Origin of the sequence: Burkholderia sp. 22088, assembly GCF_052045915.1 — a bacterium.
Classification (GTDB): Bacteria; Pseudomonadota; Gammaproteobacteria; order Burkholderiales; family Burkholderiaceae; genus Burkholderia; species Burkholderia cepacia.
Window position 1 is genome coordinate 200,573 of record NZ_JBQEPY010000017.1, and the last position, 20,997, is coordinate 221,569.

The 20,997-nt window shown below is 62.2% G+C and carries 20 protein-coding genes; 11 read left to right on the forward strand and 9 right to left on the reverse strand.

The annotated features are described in order from the left end of the window. Positions 1 to 134 precede the first annotated feature (134 nt). From ACTJLD_RS29695 to ACTJLD_RS29705, 3 genes are all read left to right on the forward strand, one after another. Positions 135 to 560 carry a TOBE domain-containing protein gene (locus ACTJLD_RS29695; RefSeq protein ID WP_027792193.1) on the forward strand — a complete coding sequence of 142 codons (426 nt, stop codon included), beginning with the start codon at positions 135 to 137 and terminating at the stop codon, positions 558 to 560. Between the two features lie 99 nt (positions 561 to 659). After that, complete coding sequence (locus ACTJLD_RS29700) at positions 660 to 1,250, forward strand: nitrogen fixation protein NifQ (protein ID WP_321842571.1); 591 nt, start codon at positions 660 to 662, stop codon at positions 1,248 to 1,250. Between the two features lie 15 nt (positions 1,251 to 1,265). Continuing rightward, positions 1,266 to 1,574 (forward strand): bleomycin resistance protein, encoded by a 309-nt coding sequence (locus ACTJLD_RS29705; RefSeq protein WP_440660319.1) that lies wholly within the window; start codon positions 1,266 to 1,268, stop codon positions 1,572 to 1,574. A 222-nt stretch (positions 1,575 to 1,796) separates the two neighbouring features. Here ACTJLD_RS29705 and ACTJLD_RS29710 read toward each other — a convergent pair whose 3' ends face one another. Together ACTJLD_RS29710 and ACTJLD_RS29715 are read right to left on the reverse strand one after the other, a co-directional pair. Beyond that, the gene (locus tag ACTJLD_RS29710) at positions 1,797 to 2,858 is read right to left on the reverse strand and encodes a DMT family transporter (RefSeq protein WP_060311411.1); all 1,062 of its coding nucleotides are present in this window, start codon (positions 2,856 to 2,858) and stop codon (positions 1,797 to 1,799) included. 499 nt (positions 2,859 to 3,357) lie between these two features. Continuing rightward, positions 3,358 to 4,020, reverse strand: a complete 663-nt coding sequence (locus tag ACTJLD_RS29715; RefSeq protein WP_021163663.1) for a ProQ/FinO family protein — start codon at positions 4,018 to 4,020, stop codon at positions 3,358 to 3,360. Between the two features lie 756 nt (positions 4,021 to 4,776). On the opposite strand from ACTJLD_RS29715, the gene ACTJLD_RS29720 reads away from it, so the two are divergent. Next, positions 4,777 to 5,361, forward strand: a complete 585-nt coding sequence (locus tag ACTJLD_RS29720; RefSeq protein ID WP_440660332.1) for a DUF2889 domain-containing protein — start codon at positions 4,777 to 4,779, stop codon at positions 5,359 to 5,361. 134 nt (positions 5,362 to 5,495) lie between these two features. Here the strand turns inward: ACTJLD_RS29720 and ACTJLD_RS29725 are convergent, their stop codons facing one another. Next, positions 5,496 to 5,987, reverse strand: coding sequence for a flavodoxin family protein (locus ACTJLD_RS29725; RefSeq protein ID WP_060085822.1), 492 nt, complete (start codon positions 5,985 to 5,987; stop codon positions 5,496 to 5,498). A gap of 188 nt (positions 5,988 to 6,175) precedes the next feature. Continuing rightward, positions 6,176 to 6,829 (reverse strand): TetR/AcrR family transcriptional regulator, encoded by a 654-nt coding sequence (locus ACTJLD_RS29730; RefSeq protein ID WP_059693701.1) that lies wholly within the window; start codon positions 6,827 to 6,829, stop codon positions 6,176 to 6,178. Positions 6,830 to 6,912: 83 nt separating this feature from the next. On the opposite strand from ACTJLD_RS29730, the gene ACTJLD_RS29735 reads away from it, so the two are divergent. Continuing rightward, positions 6,913 to 8,037: an MBL fold metallo-hydrolase gene (locus ACTJLD_RS29735; protein ID WP_119337925.1), complete on the forward strand. Its 1,125-nt coding sequence runs from the start codon at positions 6,913 to 6,915 to the stop codon at positions 8,035 to 8,037. A gap of 124 nt (positions 8,038 to 8,161) precedes the next feature. Continuing rightward, on the forward strand, positions 8,162 to 9,178 hold the full coding sequence (locus ACTJLD_RS29740; protein ID WP_440660322.1) for an AraC family transcriptional regulator N-terminal domain-containing protein: 1,017 nt from the start codon (positions 8,162 to 8,164) through the stop codon (positions 9,176 to 9,178). 614 nt (positions 9,179 to 9,792) lie between these two features. Here the strand turns inward: ACTJLD_RS29740 and ACTJLD_RS29745 are convergent. Further along, positions 9,793 to 10,035 carry a hypothetical protein gene (locus tag ACTJLD_RS29745; RefSeq protein ID WP_138143340.1) on the reverse strand — a complete coding sequence of 81 codons (243 nt, stop codon included), beginning with the start codon at positions 10,033 to 10,035 and terminating at the stop codon, positions 9,793 to 9,795. Between the two features lie 948 nt (positions 10,036 to 10,983). Between ACTJLD_RS29745 and ACTJLD_RS29750 the strand changes: the two genes are divergently transcribed. Continuing rightward, positions 10,984 to 11,679, forward strand: coding sequence for a ParA family protein (locus ACTJLD_RS29750; RefSeq protein ID WP_011350423.1), 696 nt, complete (start codon positions 10,984 to 10,986; stop codon positions 11,677 to 11,679). After that, entirely contained in the window at positions 11,672 to 12,703 is a 1,032-nt protein-coding gene (locus tag ACTJLD_RS29755; RefSeq protein WP_027792202.1) for a ParB/RepB/Spo0J family partition protein, read from the forward strand. The genes ACTJLD_RS29750 and ACTJLD_RS29755 overlap by 8 nt, the downstream gene beginning before the upstream one ends. Before the next feature lie 94 nt (positions 12,704 to 12,797). Here the strand turns inward: ACTJLD_RS29755 and ACTJLD_RS29760 are convergent, their stop codons facing one another. Next, positions 12,798 to 14,114, reverse strand: coding sequence for a replication initiation protein (locus tag ACTJLD_RS29760; RefSeq protein WP_021163671.1), 1,317 nt, complete (start codon positions 14,112 to 14,114; stop codon positions 12,798 to 12,800). 1,836 nt (positions 14,115 to 15,950) lie between these two features. Next, positions 15,951 to 16,376 (reverse strand): hypothetical protein, encoded by a 426-nt coding sequence (locus ACTJLD_RS29765; RefSeq protein ID WP_440660323.1) that lies wholly within the window; start codon positions 16,374 to 16,376, stop codon positions 15,951 to 15,953. A 294-nt stretch (positions 16,377 to 16,670) separates the two neighbouring features. Here ACTJLD_RS29765 and ACTJLD_RS29770 point away from each other — a divergent pair, with 294 nt between their 5' ends. Then, positions 16,671 to 16,982: a hypothetical protein gene (locus ACTJLD_RS29770; protein WP_021163674.1), complete on the forward strand. Its 312-nt coding sequence runs from the start codon at positions 16,671 to 16,673 to the stop codon at positions 16,980 to 16,982. 181 nt (positions 16,983 to 17,163) lie between these two features. On the opposite strand, the gene gcvA is transcribed toward ACTJLD_RS29770, so the two are convergent. Next, positions 17,164 to 18,069 (reverse strand): transcriptional regulator GcvA, encoded by a 906-nt coding sequence (gcvA, locus tag ACTJLD_RS29775; RefSeq protein ID WP_440660325.1) that lies wholly within the window; start codon positions 18,067 to 18,069, stop codon positions 17,164 to 17,166. A 140-nt stretch (positions 18,070 to 18,209) separates the two neighbouring features. On the opposite strand from gcvA, the gene ACTJLD_RS29780 reads away from it, so the two are divergent. Together ACTJLD_RS29780 and ACTJLD_RS29785 are read left to right on the forward strand one after the other, a co-directional pair. Beyond that, on the forward strand, positions 18,210 to 19,508 hold the full coding sequence (locus tag ACTJLD_RS29780; protein WP_059551834.1) for an adenylosuccinate synthase: 1,299 nt from the start codon (positions 18,210 to 18,212) through the stop codon (positions 19,506 to 19,508). 298 nt (positions 19,509 to 19,806) lie between these two features. Continuing rightward, the gene (locus tag ACTJLD_RS29785; RefSeq protein WP_027792207.1) at positions 19,807 to 20,748 is read left to right on the forward strand and encodes a LysR family transcriptional regulator; all 942 of its coding nucleotides are present in this window, start codon (positions 19,807 to 19,809) and stop codon (positions 20,746 to 20,748) included. 36 nt (positions 20,749 to 20,784) lie between these two features. On the opposite strand, the gene ACTJLD_RS29790 is transcribed toward ACTJLD_RS29785, so the two are convergent. Then, positions 20,785 to 20,997: hypothetical protein (locus tag ACTJLD_RS29790; protein WP_440660326.1), on the reverse strand; the 213-nt coding region annotated here is incomplete at its 5' end.

Sequence of the window (20,997 nt, forward strand, 5' to 3'; positions counted from 1 at the left end):
GCGACCGTGCGAAACCGGAATGCCGGGCATCGCAAACCCGAGCCGCATTGGGCCGGCATTGAAGGTAAACTCGTCCGCACTTTTCCGTCTCTTACTCGCCGCCCGCCGGGCGGTTCATTTTCCGGAGATCCATCATGCGAACCAGCGCCCGCAACCATTTCGCCGGCCAGGTCAGCGCCGTCAAGACCGGCGCCGTCAACGACGAAATCACGCTCCGGACGCAGGACGGACTCGACATCGTCGCCGTGATCACCCACGGCAGCGCGGCTTCGCTGGGCCTCGCGGCCGGCTCGAAGGCGTTCGCACTCGTGAAGGCGTCTTCGGTCATCGTGATGGTCGACGTCGACAGCAGCAAGGTGTCGGCCCGCAATTGCGTCGCGGGCACCGTATCGTCGGTCACGAAAGGGGCGGTCAATTCGGAAGTCGTGGTCAAGGCCGCGGGCGGCGCCGAGATCGTCGCGATCGTCACCAACGACAGCGTCGATCGCCTCGGCCTCGCGAGCGGCACGGCTGCGTCCGCGATCTTCAAGGCATCGAGCGTGATCGTCGGCGTCGAGTGAACGCGTGACGATCGCGATGGCGATGGCGATCCGTTTGGCACCGCGCATTCGTGCGGATCATGCGGATCGCACCGTGCGGCTGTCGCGCCGATGCCGACGATGACCGCCGCGTTCGATGACGCTCGACAACGGGCGCGGCAGTCGCTGCTGTCCGCAGCCGCAAACGCCGACACGCCCGACGCACGCCTGTTCGGCACGCTCGTTGCAGCACGTGCGCGCCGCAACGAACTCGGGCTGCTCGGCCTGTCTCATCCGCAACTGGCCGCCGTGCTGGCGCGGCAGTTTCCGCGTCTGCCTGCGGCCGACGCCGCGGCTCTCGTGCCGACGGCCGCGACAGCGCTGCTGCCATCCACCCACGCTGCGTTTGTCGCGACGCTGCACGCGCGGCTGATGGACGACGCGAATCCCGCCGTCGACCGCGACGACGCCGGCTGTCTCGCGTCGATCATCGCGCACGCCTGCCTGCGCCCCGATCATCTGTGGCGCGATCTCGGACTCGACGGGCGCGACGCGGTATCCGCGATGCTTGGTCGCTATTTCCCCGCGCTTGCCGCACGCAACGTCGCTCACCTGCGCTGGAAGAAATTTTTCGCGCAGGAAGTGGCGGCATCGCTCGACGTGCCGCCGGGCCCGGCGCCAGGGTGCCCGGGCTGCGAGGATTTCGGCTCCTGCTTTCCTCAAGCGCGATAGTCGCCACGGTAGCCCGTGCTGCCGATTCGATTCGTCGCATCGCCATCCGAAGAAGCCGCGTTGGCCGGCATTGCGGCCCCCAGCCTGCCATCGTGCGGCTTCGAAGCCGCCTTCCGCTTCTACGAAAAACCGGGGTTCGTTGAAACCTGGCACGACCGCGGCTGGATACACATCGAGCGCCGCGACCCGTTGCCGGAATTCCATCCGCATCGCAAATTCAATGCGGCGACGAGTTGGTTCAGTCGCCGCTTCCGGCTCGCGAACTTCCGCACGCTCTTCGACGATGTGCTCGCAGCCGGCATTCCCGAACAAACGACCGGTTGACCGCGCGTGCGCCGGCCCAAGCGCGAAGCCTGAGGCGGCAGGGTTGACGCACCGATCGATCCGGACAGATTGCCGCCCCGGTTGATCCAGAGCGAAGACCAGGCTCGTCCCCGTTGTTGCGACCGCGACCCGGCAGCGCTGCCAACAGATGCGAGCGCGATGCAGCGCACGCCCCATAAACGGTTACCTTACGCGCCGCTTCGTCCGCCGCTTGTGGCGCGGTCAATGCCGGTGCCGGTGATGAATGTCCGGAAAATGCGCATGGCTGTGCGTGATCGGCAGATGCACGTGCGGATGCGTGTGCGGTTCGTTGCCGTCATACGTAAAGTCGTGCGCATGCTGGTGATGTTCGTCGTGCCGATGGGGGTGCGTGTGCTCGAGCCGCTCGTGCGTATGCGTATGTTCATGCCGCTCGCGAACGTGCAGCCAGATACCGAGCGCCATCAGCGCGGCAGCGATCCAGAACGTCGCGGGCGGCAGCGCGGGCCAAATCAGCAGCGACAGCACGACGCCGAACAACGGCGCGATCGAGAAATACGCGCCCGTGCGCGCGCTGCCGAGATGACGCAGCGCGACGACGAACAGCACGAGGCTGATCCCGTAGCCGCCGAGCCCCGTCAGCATCGCGGCGGCCGTGACCGGGAGAGCCGGCAGCGTCGCGCCGGTCGCCAGCGCGATGCCGATGTTCACGGGCCCTGCAATCAGCCCCTTCACGCACGCGATGACCATCGCATCGTTCGCGGCCACCTTGCGGGTCAGGTTGTTGTCGATCGCCCAACACAGGCATGCGCCGACGATCAGCAACGCGCCGACCGGCACACCGGCCCGACCTGGCGTCCACGACAGCAGCGTGCCGCCGGCGACGATCGCGACCATCCCGAGGAACACTTGCGTATCCACGTTCTCGCGAAACACCACCCATGCGATGACGGCCGTCAGCACGCCTTCGAGATTGAGCAGCAACGCGCTCGTCGCCGCCGGCGTGCTCGATAGCCCGAGCATCAGCAAGGCCGGCCCGGCCACCCCGCCCGCCGCGATCGCGCCGGCCAGCCACGGCAGGTCGGCGCGCTGCAGCGGCGCGGCGTCTGCGGCCGGTGCGTGACGGTTGTGCAGGCGGCGAAGCAGGATACCGATACCGAGCCCGACGCCGCTGCCGAGATAGAACAGGCCGGCGACCATGAACGGCGACATCGCGCCGATCAGCGCCTTGGCAAGCGGTGTCGCGGCGCCGAACAGCGCGGCAGCGGTGAGCGCGACGAGAATCGCGGAATGTCTCGAGTGCATGATCGGACTAGATTGACGTTGAATGGCGCCGGTAGCGGCTTCGGGTTGTGTCGCAGTTGGCGTTCAGTACCTTTCTGAATGCAAGCTGCATCGCACCCGTCAACTTGCGAACGAACCGACGTGCCCCGGCGAGATTATCGCGCGTCAACGTGTCAGGACGACCGGGCGCGAGCGCTCACGCCGTGTCGATGCTTCCGGCATTGCGCCATTTTAGGAAACCGAATTAACTGGATGAAGCGTCGTCGCGTTCCGGACATGCGTACCGTCCACGCCCAAACGACACAGTCGAGACATCGCGCGTGCAGCACCGATCGACGAACTTTCTTCGTCCGGTTGCAGGGTCTGTTCGAGGCGGGATAGATAAGAACCCGGCGCGTCAGGCGCCGGTGGGAGGAGTCCTGGCCTGCCTCTGTCGAGGCAGGTCAGTCAGTCGTGTCGTTCGCCGCAGGCGATGTGCATGCGGGTCAGCGCCGCGCGGCATGCAGCCGCGCGCTGCCGGTTACTCGTTTCCGGCCGTTTGCTGCTCGACCTGCGGCACTGCGTCGGCTTGCGCTTCCACGTTCGCCGGTTGCGGCTCGGCGGCCGCCTCGGCCTGCTGCTCGGCCTTCGGCTGCTGCTGCGCGCCCTTGGCGGATTGCGCCGCGCCCTTGCCGGGGCGGCGAGCCTTCAGCCGGCGCGCCCGCGCTGCGTCGTCATGCGTGACGCGCCCCGCTTCGTTGCCCTGCAGGTCGACCCGCACGGCATCTTCGACGAGGCACGACCAGTAGCGGTTGCCGCGGCACCACGTCGACATCGCTTCGCGCAGTTCGGCTTCGTTGAGCCCGACGGCCTGTGCTTCGCGCGCGAGGTCGTCCCAGATGCCAACCTTGAGCGGCACTTTGGGGGCCGGATTCTTCGGGAACGCACGCGGAAACTTACGCTGCAGTTTGCCGATCGCAACGATGACCGGATCGACCGGCGCCGACGGCTTCGCCGATGCAGGCTTCGCGCGATGCGGTGCTTTGCCGCCGGCCGCAGCCGGCTTGGCGCCACGCTGCGGCTGGTCGCCGGACTTCGGCTTCGCGCCGGTGTCCGCCGGCGCTGCCGGCCGCTTCGCGTTGCGCTCCTGCTTGGCCTTCGCTGCGAGCTGCGCCCGCAATTCGGCAAGTTGTTCAAAACCCATAAATTCAATCCACCAGGAATATAAGGTGTGGTTCGTGCGGTCACACCGCGCGGCGCACCCGCTTCGCCGCCATGCATGCGACCCGTCTGCCGCCGAGGCGGAACACTACGGGGCCGCATCGCGCACGCCACTCTGTTTTCAGGCACCCGGCCACGATGCCGGACAAGGCAGGAGTGGAAGTATACCGGTACGCGCGACGGCCGGTTGACTCACTGGTCTGCATTGACCCGATTCGGGGTACCGGAAATGCATCCGTACGGTCGTGTTGCGCATTATATGGATACGTCTCCGGAAGTCACGTCGTTCACCTTCGTCGGCGGAAATCGGGGCCATCTTGCGCGCCGCGATTGCCCCGGCGGCGGCACTGGCCGACGCCCCACGAGAGGTATTCCGCCTTGGCGGCGCCGCCGCGATCGTGCCGCATCGATGCGCCGCGAACCTAGGTCCTCATTCGCGATCCCGGGCGGCGCCGTCGGTTGCGTGTAAATCGACGATTGCGCCAATGTGAAGCACCCGGCGACGGATCGGCGCGTGTATCGCGACATGCTAATGCCTCCGTCGATCGCATCGATCTCCATACTCGACTCGTTGCGTCCGCATCGATCCCGTCGCGTACGAAGATGCCGAAAAGTGCGTAGTATGGCCGGATCGATGTCGGCGGCGGTATCCCTCGGCCCGTTTCGCTGCGCACCGGGCCAGCCGTCGACATTTCGCTTGCCGGCGAAAAGAACCGGTTGCACGAAACGGAGCAGATACATGGTTCCCCCACACGACATCCCGCACGACGGCATCACGCGCGAGGAAATACACCACCGGCAGATCGACATGCGCGGCTATCGGCGCAGCGACGGCCAGTTCGAAGTAACAGCCTGCCTCGCGGATCGCAAGACTTTCGATTTCGCACCGCCGGGCGGCACCCGGACGGTCGCTGCGCTGTCGCCGATCCACGACCTCGGCGTGACATTGGTCTTCGACGCCGACATGATCGTCCGCGGCGTATCCACGTTCCTCCGGTCACATCCGTATGCGCAGTGTCCGGGTGGCGGCGACTCGCTGCAGGCGCTCGTCGGATTACGCATCGGCGCCGGCTGGAACAGCGAGGTTCGCAAGCGCCTGCCGTCGTGCGATACGTGCACGCACCTGAAGGAATTGCTCGGCCCGATCGCCACCACGGCCTATCAGACAATGGTCGGCATGCGGAAGTCATCGCTCGAGGAGCGCGACAGCGACGGAAAGCCGCTCAAGATCGATAGTTGCCATGCATATGGCGCATCGCGCGATCTGGTGAAACGCCTTTGGCCCGAATACCACCGGCCTTCGGCGCAAACAAAAGGCAGCTAAGCGCCAGGCAGTCGCGCCAGTCCAGTGCCCGCACCGCAGGATCGGTACCGCACCGGTGTGCACGTGTCATGTGCACGAACGTACTTCGGTCCGGCCTCACGCCGACCGGCCGACGCTGTCGGCGGCCTGAGTGATCAGAAAACGCCCAGTGCAAGTCCCGCTGCAAGACCTGCGCCCAATTCGGCGCAGCGCGCGAGATCGTCGCCGTCGATCGTCTTGGCCGCGAGGACGCGTTCCGGCGTCTGCGCATGCGTACAGACGATCAGGCCCGGCGCCACGTTCTTCAGCCGCCAGCCTGTCGCGATCCGGTCGATCTGGCGCAAGGCGTTCTGTCCATCGCTTCCCGCGCAGATCATCACCGCATACGGGCGGCCGTTCACGCGATCGAGCGCCGCGTAGTAGCAGCGGTCGAAGAAGTCCTTCATCAGCCCGGACATCGCCGCGAGATTCTCAGGTGTCGCAAACAGATAGGCATCGGCGTCCAGCACATCGTCTGCGCTCGTCGCGTCCGCGCGCTGCAGCCGGACGTCGACGCCGGATTGCTCACGCGCCGCGCCAGCAGCCGCTTCGGCCATCTGTTGCGTGCCTCCGGTCATCGTGTGATAGACGATCAACAGTGTCTTCATGCGTCGTCACTCGCGTTCGGCTTCAGGTAAGCCGGCAGCATCGCCGGGTTCCGCTGGATGGCCAGCGATCATATGAGGCGGTTCTGCATCCGTGGATCTGCCGGTTTGCCGGCTCGTCGGGCCAGGGCACGCGTCGAACATGCGCATTGCGCCGGCCTCGCTTCGCGCATGATCGACCGGATGCACGATCAGTCCGCTGCGGCGCGTGATGCGTCGGAGTCTTCCGGTCGCGCGTAGTACGCGAGAAACATGTCTGCGGCGGATTCCGCGACTTTTAGTTGCTCCGGCGCCGCGAGTGGCGGCTGGCCCATCGTGATCTGCGGCCAGAACGCGAATGCCTTCACGACACCGTGCAGCTGATGCGCGGCAAACACCGGATCGGTGACCGACAGGCGTCCGGCCGCCGCGGCCGTTCGCACCCAGACCGTCATGTCTTCCTCGCGCTCGCCGAGACGCTCGACCATGTCGCGCGCGCGTTCCGGCGAATGGATGGCCGCACCGATCGCGACACGTGCGAGCGCGAGAAATGCCTCGTCGCCGAGCAAGCGCATTTTGCGCTCCAGCAACGCGAGCAATTGCTCGCGCAGCGGCACGTCGGAACGATAGGTGGGCGAGCTGCCGGTTCGAGTCGCATCCCACAATTTTTGCAGGATCGCGGCGAACAGCGTTTCCTTGCCCGGAAAGTGGTTGTAGACCGTACGTTTCGACACGTCCGCGCGCGCGGCGATTCGATCCATGCTGGTCGCGTCGTAACCCGACGCGAGAAATTCCTCGATGGCCGCGTCGACGATGGCCGCGCGCTTTCGATCGGTCAGGCGCTGAGGGGGAGTGCTGGTATCCATTCGGAAATTTTACACCGCGTAGTTTACTTACCCAAAAAATAAACTACACTGTTTAGTGTACTTTATTCTCCGGACGAACCTACATGGCATCGCCTCTCGTTTTGATTCATCGCATTCTGGGTTTTGCGGCCGCCCGACGCGGCCGCACGCTGTCTGGCGGCTCGCCGCAGCACAATGGCGAGCGCTTCAGCAATGTCGCGCCCCGGCCGGCCGAGGGGTTGGGCAAGACACTCGGCATCGCGTGGAACATGCTGTTCAACAAGCCGCGCAATACCGTGCCCGCAGGGATGCTGCCCGTCGATTCGCTGACCCGGGCGGAACTCGACGCGGCCGCCGATCGCAGCCTGTACCGGCTCGGCCATTCAACGCTGCTGCTCAAGCTGCGCGGCGAATTCTGGCTAACCGATCCCGTCTTTGCCGAGCGCGCGTCGCCGTTTCGTCGCGTCGGCCCAAAGCGCTTCCATGCGCCTCCGATCGCACTCGAAGATCTTCCGCCGCTGCGCGGCGTGATCCTGTCGCACGATCACTACGATCATCTCGACCGCGACACGGTGCTCGCGCTCGCGGCAACCACCGGTGTGTTCGTGACAACGCTGGGTGTCGGCGACCGCCTGATCGAGTGGGGAATCGACGCGAAGAAAGTCCGTCAGCTCGACTGGTGGCAGAGTGTCGACGAAGCCGGCTTGACGCTGACCGCCACGCCTGCCCAGCATTTTTCCGGGCGCAGCCTGTTTGATGGCAACAGCACGCTGTGGGCATCCTGGGTCATCGTCGACGACGACTTGCGCGTGTTCTTCAGCGGCGACACGGGCTACTTCGATGGTTTCCGGACGATCGGCGAGCGCCTCGGGCCGTTCGACGTCACGCTGATCGAGACAGGCGCATACGATGCGCAATGGCCGTACGTCCACATGCAGCCGGAAGAAACCGTGCAGGCGCACATCGATTTGCGCGGACGCTGGCTGGTCCCGATCCACAATGGCACGTTCGATCTCGCGATGCACCGCTGGCAAGAACCGTTCGAGCGCGTCACGGCGCTGGCGATCGTGCGTGGCGTCGAACTGTCGACGCCCAGGATGGGCGAGCGCCTCGCTCTGGACGAGCCGCATCGCGGCGAGCGGTGGTGGCGCACTGTGGACGAGCGCGCGCCATCCGTTGCCACGAAATCACGCCGCTGGCCACTTTGCACGTCGCAAGCGACGAAGTAGGTACACCGGACATTGCGCATTTTCCCGGGAGCGCGGCAACGCCGAGCCTCCGGGAAGCTCGTTTCCGGCGTACCTGCATGTCGATGGGCCCGCCTGTAGACCCGATTACCCGAGTAGAGAAGTCATGCATCCGGCACCTGCCCCATACTCCCCCGGCCAACAGGTCGACGCCGCCACCATTGCTGCATTCAACCCCGTCTCCCCCCGACCGACCCGCCAGAGCCGGGAGAGCGACCTGCGGCTGACACTCGCAGAGCGCGTCGCGAGGTGGACAGACGGTGTTGACCACCTCACTACGGCCATTCCGAACCTGAGCCTCCATCGAAGGGAGACACCAACGCAGCCGATGGACTGCATGGTCGAGCCAAGCTTCGGGCTCGTCGTCCAGGGCACGAAGCGGATCATTCAAAGCGGCGATGTGTATCTATGCGATGCCAACCGTTTTCTGATCACGTCGCTCGACTTGCCTGGTTCAACGCAGGTCATCGAGGCCAGCCGAGAAACGCCGTTTCTCGGGATCGGGCTCAAGCTTGATTTTCGCGTCATGGCCGAACTGATGGCGCAGGTCGCACCGGATCACGAGGATGCCCCCGCAGGTCGCGGCCTCGTCGTCGGCGATATGACCGAACCGCTCTATGACGCAGTCAACCGGTTGCTGGCGTTGCTCGATGATCCCAACGCCATTGCAGTTCTCGCTCCGTACGTCGAGCGGGAAATCTACTACCGGCTGCTGACGAGCGACCAGGGTGGCCGCCTGCGTCAGATTGCGTCCGCCGGCAGTCAGGGCAACCGCGTGTCGCGGGCGATCCAGTGGTTGCGAACCCATTACGACGAGTCGCTGCGAGTCGACGATCTGGCGACGCAGGTTCAGATGAGCAGTTCGACTTTCCATCACCACTTCCGCCTGCTCACTGGCATGAGTCCGCTGCAGTACCAGAAATGGATACGACTCAACGAAGCACGTCGGCTGATGCTGTCCGAGCGACTCGACGCCACGTCGGCATCGTTCCGGGTTGGATATGCGAGCCCGACCCAGTTCAACCGCGAATACAGTCGGTTGTTCGGTAATTCGCCGCGAAGAGATATCGATAACCTGCGCAGCGGAACGGATGTCGTTCTGTCGGTGGCGGCAACGTACTGATCGCCGGAGTCGTACCGAAGATGCAGGATACCGATTTTGGCGGTATCCGCGGAATGGTTGGATCGGTTTCACGCTTGGTCAGGGCGAGTCACACGCTTGCAGCGGGACGCGCGCCTCTCGATTTCTTGCCGACTCAGGACTGACGGCTCGGCGGCCGCCTGGCGACTTGTAATTGAGTATCGAGTGATGCGTGACTGCCCCTCGAAGTCGGATGTTTCCCCCAACTCGCGAGCAAAGTACAGATACAAGCAGTTCGTTCCATGCCGCTCTCATGAGCCGGTGATGACTTCGCCCCCCTCTTCAACGACCAAGTCCCTTGGCGGCCTTCCCAGCGCTCGGCCAAAAATTCTTTGGCGCCGGGATTCTCGCGTCACTCTGTAATCCAACGAGTTGAGCAACCAATGCGCGTTGTCACGTGACAACTCGCGCCGATTATTGGCGCGAACATCCGATCAGAGACTCGACAGCGTGTCGCGGTGTATGTGATCCGCGAAATTCGATTTGTCTCAGCTACCTGGGCGGGCTACATAAATCTCAAACACTACATAATACGTATCAATAAATACACATCGATGCGTCTTTATGCGCGCTGCCGGACGCGGGGCACGAAATGATCATGCGCCCCCATTTAAAGGCGCAATCTTGTCGATATTGCGTGAAACAACATGAAGAATATTGCGCAACTCGTTGCTGGATAAGGACTTCCACGAGCATCGAATTTCTTGGAATTGTTTCACGATCTGGCCCGTTTGAGTTATCACGCGACCTTCAATCTGAGGTTTGTCGCAAATCGGAGCCTCGCACACACGGCTGTCGCGCAAACGCTGATACTGCGCCGGCGGGAACGGGGTAGGCACGACAAAGCCTCGCCCTCCCCTGCTGGCTAGCGTTCGATGAAAATACAACTGAACGTCCCCCTCAAAATGGGGACACATCAATGATGCTTACCGTATGCGCTCGGAGTGCTGTTCCAGTAAAGCGGGCCCCTCCGTTTTTCAGGGGTATGAATGCGGATTGCCGGCGACGAAGGGGCGGAATCTGCGATCAATCGATGCATCAAACTCTTCGATACTGTGTGTGCCGACCGACGTGCAGGGTAACGTGCCATCCGACACACACGCTCTTCAAACAACACTCCAGTTGTCACGTAACAACTCAGTAAACAACCGCCCCGGAGAATGGCCTTTCGCGACGAGCCAACAGTGACGAATCATCCCTTTACCGATCTATCTGTTCAATCAGCGGGGTTTGGTCGCAACAGGGATCAAAAACGACTCAGAGCGGTCGTTGCTGGACGTTCTGGGTCGATTGTCACGTGACAACTCACCTCGCTGCGAGGTAATCGTGCGAAACCAACGATCAAATATTGAAATGATCTCACCGATGTCGTAACCGCGATCTACCCAAATATTTCTCGGTGTCGGACCGCATCGAAAAGTGCCAAATTTCTACGTCTTGTCACGTGACAACTGAGCTTCCCGACGACATTCTCTAAGCCGACCTACCGAAGTCACTAAGAGTTTTGCCGAGAGCTCCGCAAGATCAAGCGGCCAGCCTCCAAGGCGTCAATCCGTCACCACCGTTAAAGCTCGTCGAACTTTCCCGCGATCTTTGTACGTGCATTTCGAGCAAGATCGTCGATTTTATTTTTACTCGATCATCGCCCATCGCTGACTCGTTAGCCATTCGGCTACTTGTCACGTGACAACCCAATCGGTCACTAAGACATACATCGCATCGACGGCTTTTTCTGGACATTTAGATAATAACTGCATATATTACGCAAAACTCCGTGGAGGAATTTAATGGCTTTCAAGATCGCCGTCAGTAATCAAAAAGGTGGGACTGGGAAGACAACCATCTCCGTCAATATCGCGGCTGCGTTCGAAGCAGGCGGCAATAAGGTCGCCCTGATCGATGCCGACCCTCAAGGCACGTCCGTCCGGTGGGTAACGAGCGGCGAGAACACGCTGCCGATGACGGTGCTTTCGCTGGCCCCTGCCGGCCGCGGCATTGGCGGTGAAATCAAAAAACAAGACGCGAACTTCGATGTGATCGTCGTCGACTGCCCCGGCAACCTCGAAGATCCGCGAATCGCATCGGTACTCGAAGTTGCCGATTTCTGCCTTGTGCCGCTGTCGCCGTCGCCGGCCGATCTCTACAGCACCGTCGCGATGATCCGCATGATCGAATCGATGCGATCCGTCCGTAACCCAAATCTATCTTCCGCATTAATGCTGAATAGCGTTAATGGAAAAACTAAAATGCGTGAAGAAATTTTAAAAATTCTAAGGGCAGAAGAAATAGGGGAGCATCTGCTCGACAGCCAGATCGCGCAACGCGAGGTCTACCGTCAGACGTTTGCACTCGGCACCACGATCCATCATCACAATCGGTACCTGAAGGGCCTGAAAGAAGCCCGAGCGGAAATCGAAAAGCTGGTCACGGAAATGGCCCAATACATCGCGTCGACGCGCGCTACCGGAGCCGCCCATGGCTAAGGACACCTCGAAAGACAAGAAGCCGACCGGCAACCTGCATCTCGCAGCCGGCCTGCTGCGCGGGCTCGCGCAGGAAAATGCGGCGCTCGAAACGCGGCTGCCCGAACCGGCGGCCGCACCGAGCACCATCGGCGAATCGGCGCCCGCCAGCGCTCCGCCCGCGGCCGCACCCGCTGGTACGGCCGATCTTGGCGCGCCACAGAAGGTGCTGGTCAAGGATTGCATTCCGAACCCGTTCAATCCGCGCGTGTTCTACTCGGAGTCGAGCCTGCACGAGCTCGCCCTGACGCTGAAACGGGAAGGGCAGATCGAGCCGATCAAGGTGACGCGGCTGCCGGAGTTTCCCGGCAAGCTCGTCGTGATCGACGGGCAACGCCGGCTTCGCGCGACGAGCATCAACGGCGACGAAACCATCAACGCCACGTTCCGCACCGATCACACGCCCGAGCAGCTCTACACGATCGCGTATCGCGCGAACCACGACCACGAACGCCAGACGATCTTCGACGATGCGGTCGCGTGGAAGCGTCTCCTCGACGAGAAGGTCTTTTCCGACCAGAACACGCTGGCGGAAAAGATCGGCAAGGACAAGGCATCGATCAGCAAGACGCTGTCGCTCAACGCACTCCCGAACACACTCCTTGAACGGATGGCGAGCGCGAACGACGTGGTCGGCCTACAGGCGGCGTATTTCCTGAAGCTGATCTTCGAACGCCTGGGCGAACCGACGGCCGACCGGCTGCTGACGGCCGTGATCGACCGGAAAAAATCGGTTCGTGATCTCGAGAATTTCCTGCGTACGCAGAGCGACGGCAGCAAGAAGGCAGGACGCACCCGTTACAGCGTTCGGCACGACTTCGCGCTCGAATCGCAAGCGATCGGTCAGTTGAAGACCTATCCGGACGGCCGCCTGGATCTGCAGCTCAAGGGCGTCGACGCATCGCACCAGGAGGCGCTCGCCGACAAACTGAAGACCGTCATCGACGCGTACGTTGCCGAGCTGGCAACGGCTACGCAAAAGTAACGCGCGAAAAGCAGAAGGCCTCACATCCGCGTTTCATCGCGAAGCCGGACGACGACGTCCGGCACGCGACGCGCACCCGGCTGCGAGGCCTCGTTCAGTTGCCTGCGAGACTGCTTTTCAGCAAGAATTCCAGCAAGTCGTCCGAGGTCGGTTCGCCCCACGTATCCAGCGCGAGCCATCGGAAGAAACTGGTCTGCGCGAGTTTGCTCGCCTTCTTCTTCGGCGACAGCGTCAGATCCTTCGAGCCTGCCACCGTCTCGTTGTAACGCTCGATCAGCTTGGTCTGGTCGTCGATCTCCAGTTCGCGGAAATACGCGCCTGCCTCCTCGACCTTCGCCGCCAGATATTTGTCGCGAATCTGTTCCTGCTTGCTCTGCGCGGATTCCTTCGCCGGTGCGGCCGCCTCCGTTCCCTGCCCGTCGGCCAGCGTATAGCCGTGCGTCAACGCCTTGCGGAAGTACGCGGCCACGTTGTCGACCGGCGCCGCATTCTTCTTCGTAGTCCGATTGAGCGTGTAGGCAATTGCAGCCTTGATGCGCTGCACGCCGTATTGCGTGATCAGCCGGCGCGCTTCCGAACGTGGAATGCCGAACTTGGCGACCTCCTCGACCAGCGCTTCGTTCTTGACGTCGCCGTCCTCCACCGTATCGGCGCTCTGCTTGCGCGTCACCTTGAACTGGACGGCTTCCACGCTCCGGCCGGACTTGTGTTCGATCAGCTCGAGCGTGTGATCCGAAACTTCGTTCACCTCCTGAATGCACGGCACCAGGACCTTGCTCTTGAACAGCTTGTATTCCTTGTACGACTGCGACGCCTTGTCCTGGCCGAGAATGAGGTCACGAAATTTCGGCAGCGGGATCTTCGCGGTGATGCCGATTCCTTCGTAGCGCACCGTGTTTTCCCACAACGCGAGCGAGTGCGACCGCCGGAACTCGCGGGCGATCCGCATATCGATCAATGCGTAGATCTCGGGGTTGAGCAACTCGCTGCGAATCTGGTCGGAGAAGCTGTACTTCAGCACCGATTGCTCGAGCTCCGCGCCGGCGAGGAGGCCTGACGCTTTCCAGACGGTCGATCGATCCGCGGCCAGATAGTCCCAGTTGACGACGGTACTGATCAGCGAGTTGACCGTGTCCTTCACGTATTTCGTGTTGTTGCTGTTCAACCCGCTCTCGTGCGAGAGCGACGCGATCGAGATCGAGAAGCTCGTCCGGCCCGGCTCGAACGCCTCCTGCCGAAGCGCGTTCTTGATCAGCGAGCTGAACATCTTGCGCTGCTGCAGCCCGATCTTTCCGGACTTGGGCGCGATATGAATCGCCTGGACCGCCTTGCGCAGCAAGTCGGGAGGCTCGGGTGTCTGAAACAACGAAACCTGTTTGTCTGAGCCTTTGCTTGCGGGCTTGCGCGGCATCGTAATGTCCGGATAAGGTCACCTTGTTGAGAGCGGACTTTATACCTTTTCGCGGCGAGGGGCAACGCCCTTGTTCCTGCTTTACTTGCACTATCTCGGCTAACCTTCAGATCCAAAAGGAAAATATTCGATCAAACGATCTTTGCGGGACCCCATATCCATCTACCTTTCGATCAAAATGCTTCCCACAAGCTGCTACCTTTCATACCCGGTCACGGAAACCCGGCACGGGATTTGCCCTCGCCAAGGTAACCATCCATGGGAAACAGATGTGCAGAACCGAGATCGTTGGGCACATTCATGGTGCCGTGCAGCACAGTCTCGTTTTCCCCCCATAACTTGCTACCTTCATCGATTCCCACAGGAGGGTACCTTTCAACCGGTCTTGATTGCATGGATGCCACATACCGCTCCCATAAACGGCAACCCTCTGCTTTCCCCATAAAAGGTTACCTGTCCGTGCCATCGATCCTGTCCATGGGAACCAACCACTGGAAAACCTGGAAAAAGGCAGTCGCGCAGCCCCGGATGGCACCCATAACCGGGTACCTTTGAAGCGCCCCATAACCGGCTACCCAAGAAAAATCACTGTGCATTCAGGCGTCTAGGGATCAAAAAAATGCCCCATAAAAGGCTACCTACATGCGTTCCCATAGACGACTACCCAACGTGTTCGGTGGCCGATTTCCCATAACCGGGTACGCTTGCCCCATATCCACAACCCTGACTCCCCACAACTCGGTACCCCAAACCCCAAATCCACAGACCTGAAACCCCAGACCCTTACACCTGTGCTCCCATAAATGGGTACCGAACACCTGTCAAACCCTTGTGGGATAAGGCTGTGAGCCGTCTAAAAGTAGTTAAAGAAGTAAACGTCGTTAACAAAAGATGTAAACACACGTGCGCGTCCACAGAAAGACGAACCCCATAAACCGCTACCATTGAGTAGCCGTCTATGGTGTTGCAAGCACCTCAAAGCTTCGATTCAGGCTTGGAAAACAGTGACCTAGCTCCTCGTTCTGCAAAAGTTCCAGGCCCAACAAGGCTTTCAGAAGAGGTGAGTACATACTCACATCGGCTGAAACGTAGAAACTTATGGGAGAAATACGGGGGGAAACTGCCCGTTTCCAGGTACAGGTTCCCGTTTATGGGATCGAAAAACCGTCCCCGCAGCTTCGCGAATGAACGTTATCGACCGGCAAAGTCGATCGGCGACCGGAAACATAGATCTCTTCGGTTTCGTTCACAGCAGTTTGAAATCATCCGCTACGGCCGGCGAAGGAATTTTTGCACTCAGGCCTCCTTGTCTGTGAAGAAAGTTCTCCGATCGTCGGCTTGTGCTTCTGGCCAAACCTAGCCTGTCGGCTGTGCACAGAGGAAATCGACGCAACTCGCTTCGCCGCGACCGGGGGGCGTCCAACTTTCTACCTTTCGCTCCATCAACCGAAAATCAATGCTGTGCCTCCCGTCGACAACGAGAGACCTAGAACGGCTTTCCTGAGATCAAGTAGGGGGCGGCATCATTTGCACGTTTCACCGGGTTCTGGGTCGATCCAGCATGCGTTGGGAGCCAACGTGAAGATGGGAGGGATCACGAGGCTCACCACAATCGAATTCGAGCGATGATCCCGAACATTCTCACCTTCCGACACTTTCGGATCTCGTAAAAGCCCACCGGCCTGACGAGGCCGCAGGTATCGGCATGCTGTGCGGGCGGTAATGCATCGCCACGATGCGTTGCGGCCATGGTCGCGGAATGAAAATCCTGTGTTTCGGACACGCCGTCCGATGCGTTCCTGCGCTGAATCGGCCGGATCACACGTCACGGCGACATCATTTCCACGGACCACATTCGCCCGACGACCGTGGTGACATCCGCGCGATGCCGTCAGCGCAATCAATCGTGAAGCGGTCCCGGCCGATGTCTTCACCGCTGTCAACGTCCACGCCTTTCGTCATACGGACCACACGGCGACCGTATTTGCCCACTAAGGCAGCCCCTGGGGTCACAGTTCCGCGATGGGTTGCCTGATCGAACTGCACACGCTGTGTACGATGCAATCGTGCTTGCCTTGATGTCCGTAACACCGAATCGTGGTCATTTATGGGAGGAACCGTCGCTTGAGCCACGTCGACCGGCAACGTGACACACAGTTCGACTGCTGCGACCGCGGTGATCGTGATTGGCCGAATGACGATCACGTCCAGGGTGAGCGTGCCGGCAACCCCGCCTATGAAACAGTCATGGGTATTTCGCATCACACCTCCATACATCACTCGTCCGCGTCTTCAAGGCGCAGGTACATCGCGGGTGTCCGGCTTCCGCAATGGCGCGATCCACAATTCCTGTCCTGTCAGTGACCGTCCCGGTCGAGTGCCGTCCACGTTTTCTCCCATACGTGTATCCCCGAACTCCGTTGCACGTTGACGCCATATTTTTCACGACGCGGTTATGATGCACAGGTCCCGGATGCGGCATGACAACCGACCGGGGCAGGGGCGGTATCTCGATGGTCTTTCAATCCGTGATAAACCAGAAAAGAGAGTTCAGCGATGCGAATCCAGATCAGAAAACTCACGTTGGCTGCTACCGCAGCCGCGTTCCTGTTCGGCTCGGCAGTTCCCGCGTTTGCGCAGACCGACGCCAGCGCGTCCGCTGCACAGGACGCCAAGGCAGCGAAGAGCCAGGCACGCAAGGCGGCCAGGGCCCAGCGCAAGGCAGAGCACAAGGCTGCGCGTGCGAAGAACAACGCCGAGCTGAAGAAACTCGAAGATGCCGGTTACAAGCCGGCGGCCAATGATCCGAACTATCCGCAGAACCTGCAGAACGCGGAGAAAAAAGCCGGCATCGGCGCAAGCCAGTAAGCGTCGTCCGGCGGCAAGCCACGGATCGATCCGCGGCTTGCCGCATGCGTCGCCGTTCCACGGCGCACATCGAACGCAGCAATCCCGCTATCGACAATAGGCAATACGCAATCCAGTCGCTTGCGTCATTTGATTCGTATTCCTGCATTTCACGGCGCGTGCCATTTGTACACCGACGCGGTCAGTTCCGCCCGCCCGGCGCAGCCGCATTTCCCGTCACCCTCAGCCAGTCCTTGAACGCCCGTACGGCGTCGTCGTTCGCGCGTGCGGAGGCGACGTACGTGAAGTAACGCCACGGCGGCAGCGCCGGTTCGCCGAACGGCTGCACGAGCCGACCTTCGGCGATATCGTCCGCGACGAGCGCGATCGGCCCCATCGCGACGCCGAGCCCGTCGAGCGCGCCCTGGAGCGTCAGGTAGAAATGCTCGAGCGTGAGCGAGTGGCGCGGCACGAGATTCGGATGTCCGGCTGCCGCGAGCCATTCAGGCCACATGCCGGGATAAGTGGCCGCGTGCAGCAGCGTGAAGCCGGCGAGATCGGCGGGCGTATGCAATGGTCGCCCTTCCAGCAGTTTCGGTGCACATACCGGTAGCCGGACTTCCGACAGGAATTCCTCGGCAACGTAGCCGTCGATGGCCTGCGAGCCGCCGCGCACAATCAGGTCGACCTTGTCGCGCAGCTTGTCGATCGGCTCGTTCGACGTCGACAGCCGTACCTCGATGGCTGGATGGGCGACCTGAAACGACGACAGCTTCGGCACCAGCCAGCGCAGCGAAAACGTAGCAGGTGCACTGACGCGCAGCACGCGCTGCTGCGCATGGCCGAAATGCTGCGCGGTGGCGAGCGCGATCCGGTCGAACGACGCACCGACCTCGGCGAGATACGCGCGGCCCGCGTCGGTCAGCTCGACCCGCCGGTTATGGCGTTCGAACAGCGGCCGTCCGAGCCACGCCTCCAGTTGCTGAACGTGCCGGCTGATCGCGCCGTGGGTCACGCACAGTTCGTCGGCGGCCAGCGTGAAGCTGCCGTGGCGCGCGGCGGCTTCGAACGCGCGCAGCGAATTCAACGGAGGGAGGCGTCGGGCCATTGCATCGTTTCGCGTGATATTTACTCACGCGATGGTTCAGGTTTAATCGTTTGATCGGGTGCTCAAGCTCCGCCAATATGGCACACAAACGGCCGGCTCGGCCGAACGATTGTCTGAATTTCTCACATGGAGTGCGGAGCATGCCGAACGTGGTGGTCGTGGGCGCCCAATGGGGCGACGAAGGTAAGGGACGCGTCGTGGACTGGCTGGCGGCACAGGCCGATCTCGTCGCGCGCTACAACGGCGGCCACAACGCAGGTCATACGCTGGTCGTCGGCGGCAAGACATACAAGCTCGCGCTCCTGCCGAGCGGCATCGTGCGCGGCAAGCGCGGCGTGATCGGCAACGGCGTGGCGCTCGATCCGGAAGCCTTGCTCGCGGAAATCGCGCGGATGGCCGAACTCGGGCTGTCGGTGACGCCGGACAACCTGTCGATCGCCGAGAACGCGACGCTGGTGCTGCCGATCCACCGCGCGATCGACCAGGCTCAGGAGCGTCTGCGCCGCGAGCCCATCGGCACCACGCTGCGCGGCATTGGGCCAGCCTACGAGGACAAGGTCGGGCGTCGCGGGCTGCGCGTCGGCGATCTCGCGGAACCGGGCCGGCTTGCCGCCAAACTGGATGTGCTCGTCGACCATCACAACGCGTGGTTCCGCGGCCTGGGGCTCGACGAGCATTCGCGCGATGCGATGCTGGCGACGCTCGCCGACCTCGCGCCGCGAATCCTGCCGTTCGTCCGCCCCGTCTGGGCCGATCTCAACGACGCAACCGACCGTGGCGAGCGCATCCTGTTCGAGGGGTCTCAAGCCGTGATGCTGGATATCGACTGGGGCACGTATCCGTTCGTGACGTCGTCCGGAACCGTTGCATCGGCGGCGGCGGCCGGCACGGGGCTCGGCGCGTCGAAGCTCGGCCACGTGCTGGGCGTCACCAAGGCGTATGCGACACGGGTCGGCGGCGGCCCGTTCCTCACCGAGCTGTCCGACGCGACTGGCGAAACGCTGCGCGCGCGCGGGCAGGAGTTCGGCGTGAATACCGGCCGGCCGCGCCGCTGCGGATGGCTCGATGCCGCGCAGTTGCGTCAGGCGGTCAGGATTTCGGGCATCGATTCGCTGGCGCTCACCAAGCTCGACGTGCTCGACGGTTTCGAGTCGATCGAGCTGTGCGTCGGCTACGAACTCGATGGCGTGCGGGTCGATCATCTGCCTGCAAGCCTCGATGCGCAGTCGCGTGCGAAACCCGTGTACGAGCGGTTCGACGGCTGGCGCGGCACTGTGAAAGGGGTACGCGAACGCGCGGCGTTGCCGCGCGCTGCGCAGGATTTCATCGCGCGCGTCGAAGCGGTCGCGGGCGCACCGGTATCGATGATCACGACCGGCGCGGAGCGCGACGACACGATCGTGTTGCGCAATCCGTTCGATGCGGCCGCCACGGCCTGATCCGTCATACATGACGTGAATCGTGCGGCGACACCGTGGTCGCCGGGTAGTTTTTGCCGATTCGGCGCGGTTAGCTTGCCGGCGCGTCCGGACGTCATGCACACGAACCGGACGACGCGTGCATGGCGGCTCGGCGACACGATTCGGCATCCGGATCATGCCGCGTACGGCGAACTGGACACGTCTGCACCGCTGCTGTACTGTTCCGCACAATTCGCGCCAGACCGGCCCGCGCCGGAACCGCCGGCACCATGGGCGCACGGTGGCGCGACGTGATCTCAATCCCGGGGACAGGTCGATGGACACGTTACAGATGATGCGCATTTTCGTCCGGGTTGCGGAGGAGGGCAGCTTCACGAGCGCGGCCCAGCGCCTGGACATCACGACGGCCTATGCATCGCGGTCGGTTGCGCAGCTCGAGACGCATCTGCGCACGCGCTTGCTCAACCGCAGCACGCGCCGCATCGCACTGACCGATGCCGGGCAGCGTTATCTCGACCGTTGCCAGCGCATCCTCGGCTATATCGACGAAGCGGAAGCCGAGGCGGCCGATGCACAGGCGAAGCCGTCCGGGCGGCTGCACGTTCATGCGACGACGAGCTTCGGCCAGGCCTACGTGGTGCCCGCGGTCGTGCGTTACCGGCAGCGTTATCCGTCGGTCGCGGTCGAGCTCACGCTGTCGCAGCATGTGCCCGACATCATCGACGAAGGCTACGACGTGTCGCTGCAGTTGAGTGCGACGGAGCTTCCCGATTCGGGGCTCGTGTCGCAGCGGCTCGGCGAGGTGCACAGCGTGCTGTGCGCGTCGCCCGCGTATCTGAAGGAGCGCGGTACGCCGCGTACGGTGCGCGAGCTCGACGGCCACGCGTGCCTGCAGATCGTCACGCCCGTATTTCCGCGCGATCGCTGGCATCTCGACGGCCCCGACGGCCCCGAGACGTTCGACCTGCCGTTGCCGGATTTCCAGGTGAACATCGCCGATGCGCTCGGCGCCGCATTGCGCGCCGGCCTCGGCATCGGTTCGTTGCCGATGTCGTCGGCACTGCCCGCGCTGGCGAGCGGCGCGCTGGTGCGCGTGCTGCCCGACTACCGCTTGCAGAAGCTGACCGTCTACACGCTGTACGCATCGCGCCAGTATCTCGATGCGAAAATCCGCACGTTCGTCGATTTTCTGCGTGAATGCGTACCCGAAATGCTGTCCACCGACGAGGCTGCGCTGAACGCTTCCTGCACGTCCTGAAGTCGCGCCGTCGGCGTGTGAGGATGACGCTGCGCGTCAATCGAACCAATGATATGTAGTCCTGTATTTGAACCGGGTATCGAATTCATCTGCACGACCGGCTAGATGTGAAGCTTCAATAGGTTGTATCGATGGTTCATCCGGACTGAGTCTGGGAGACTGGAAGTCGCCAAACACCCAACCTTCCAGGAACCCAGCCGGATGAACACCCATAAGAATGCCCGACTCACTTTCGCACGTCGACTTGAG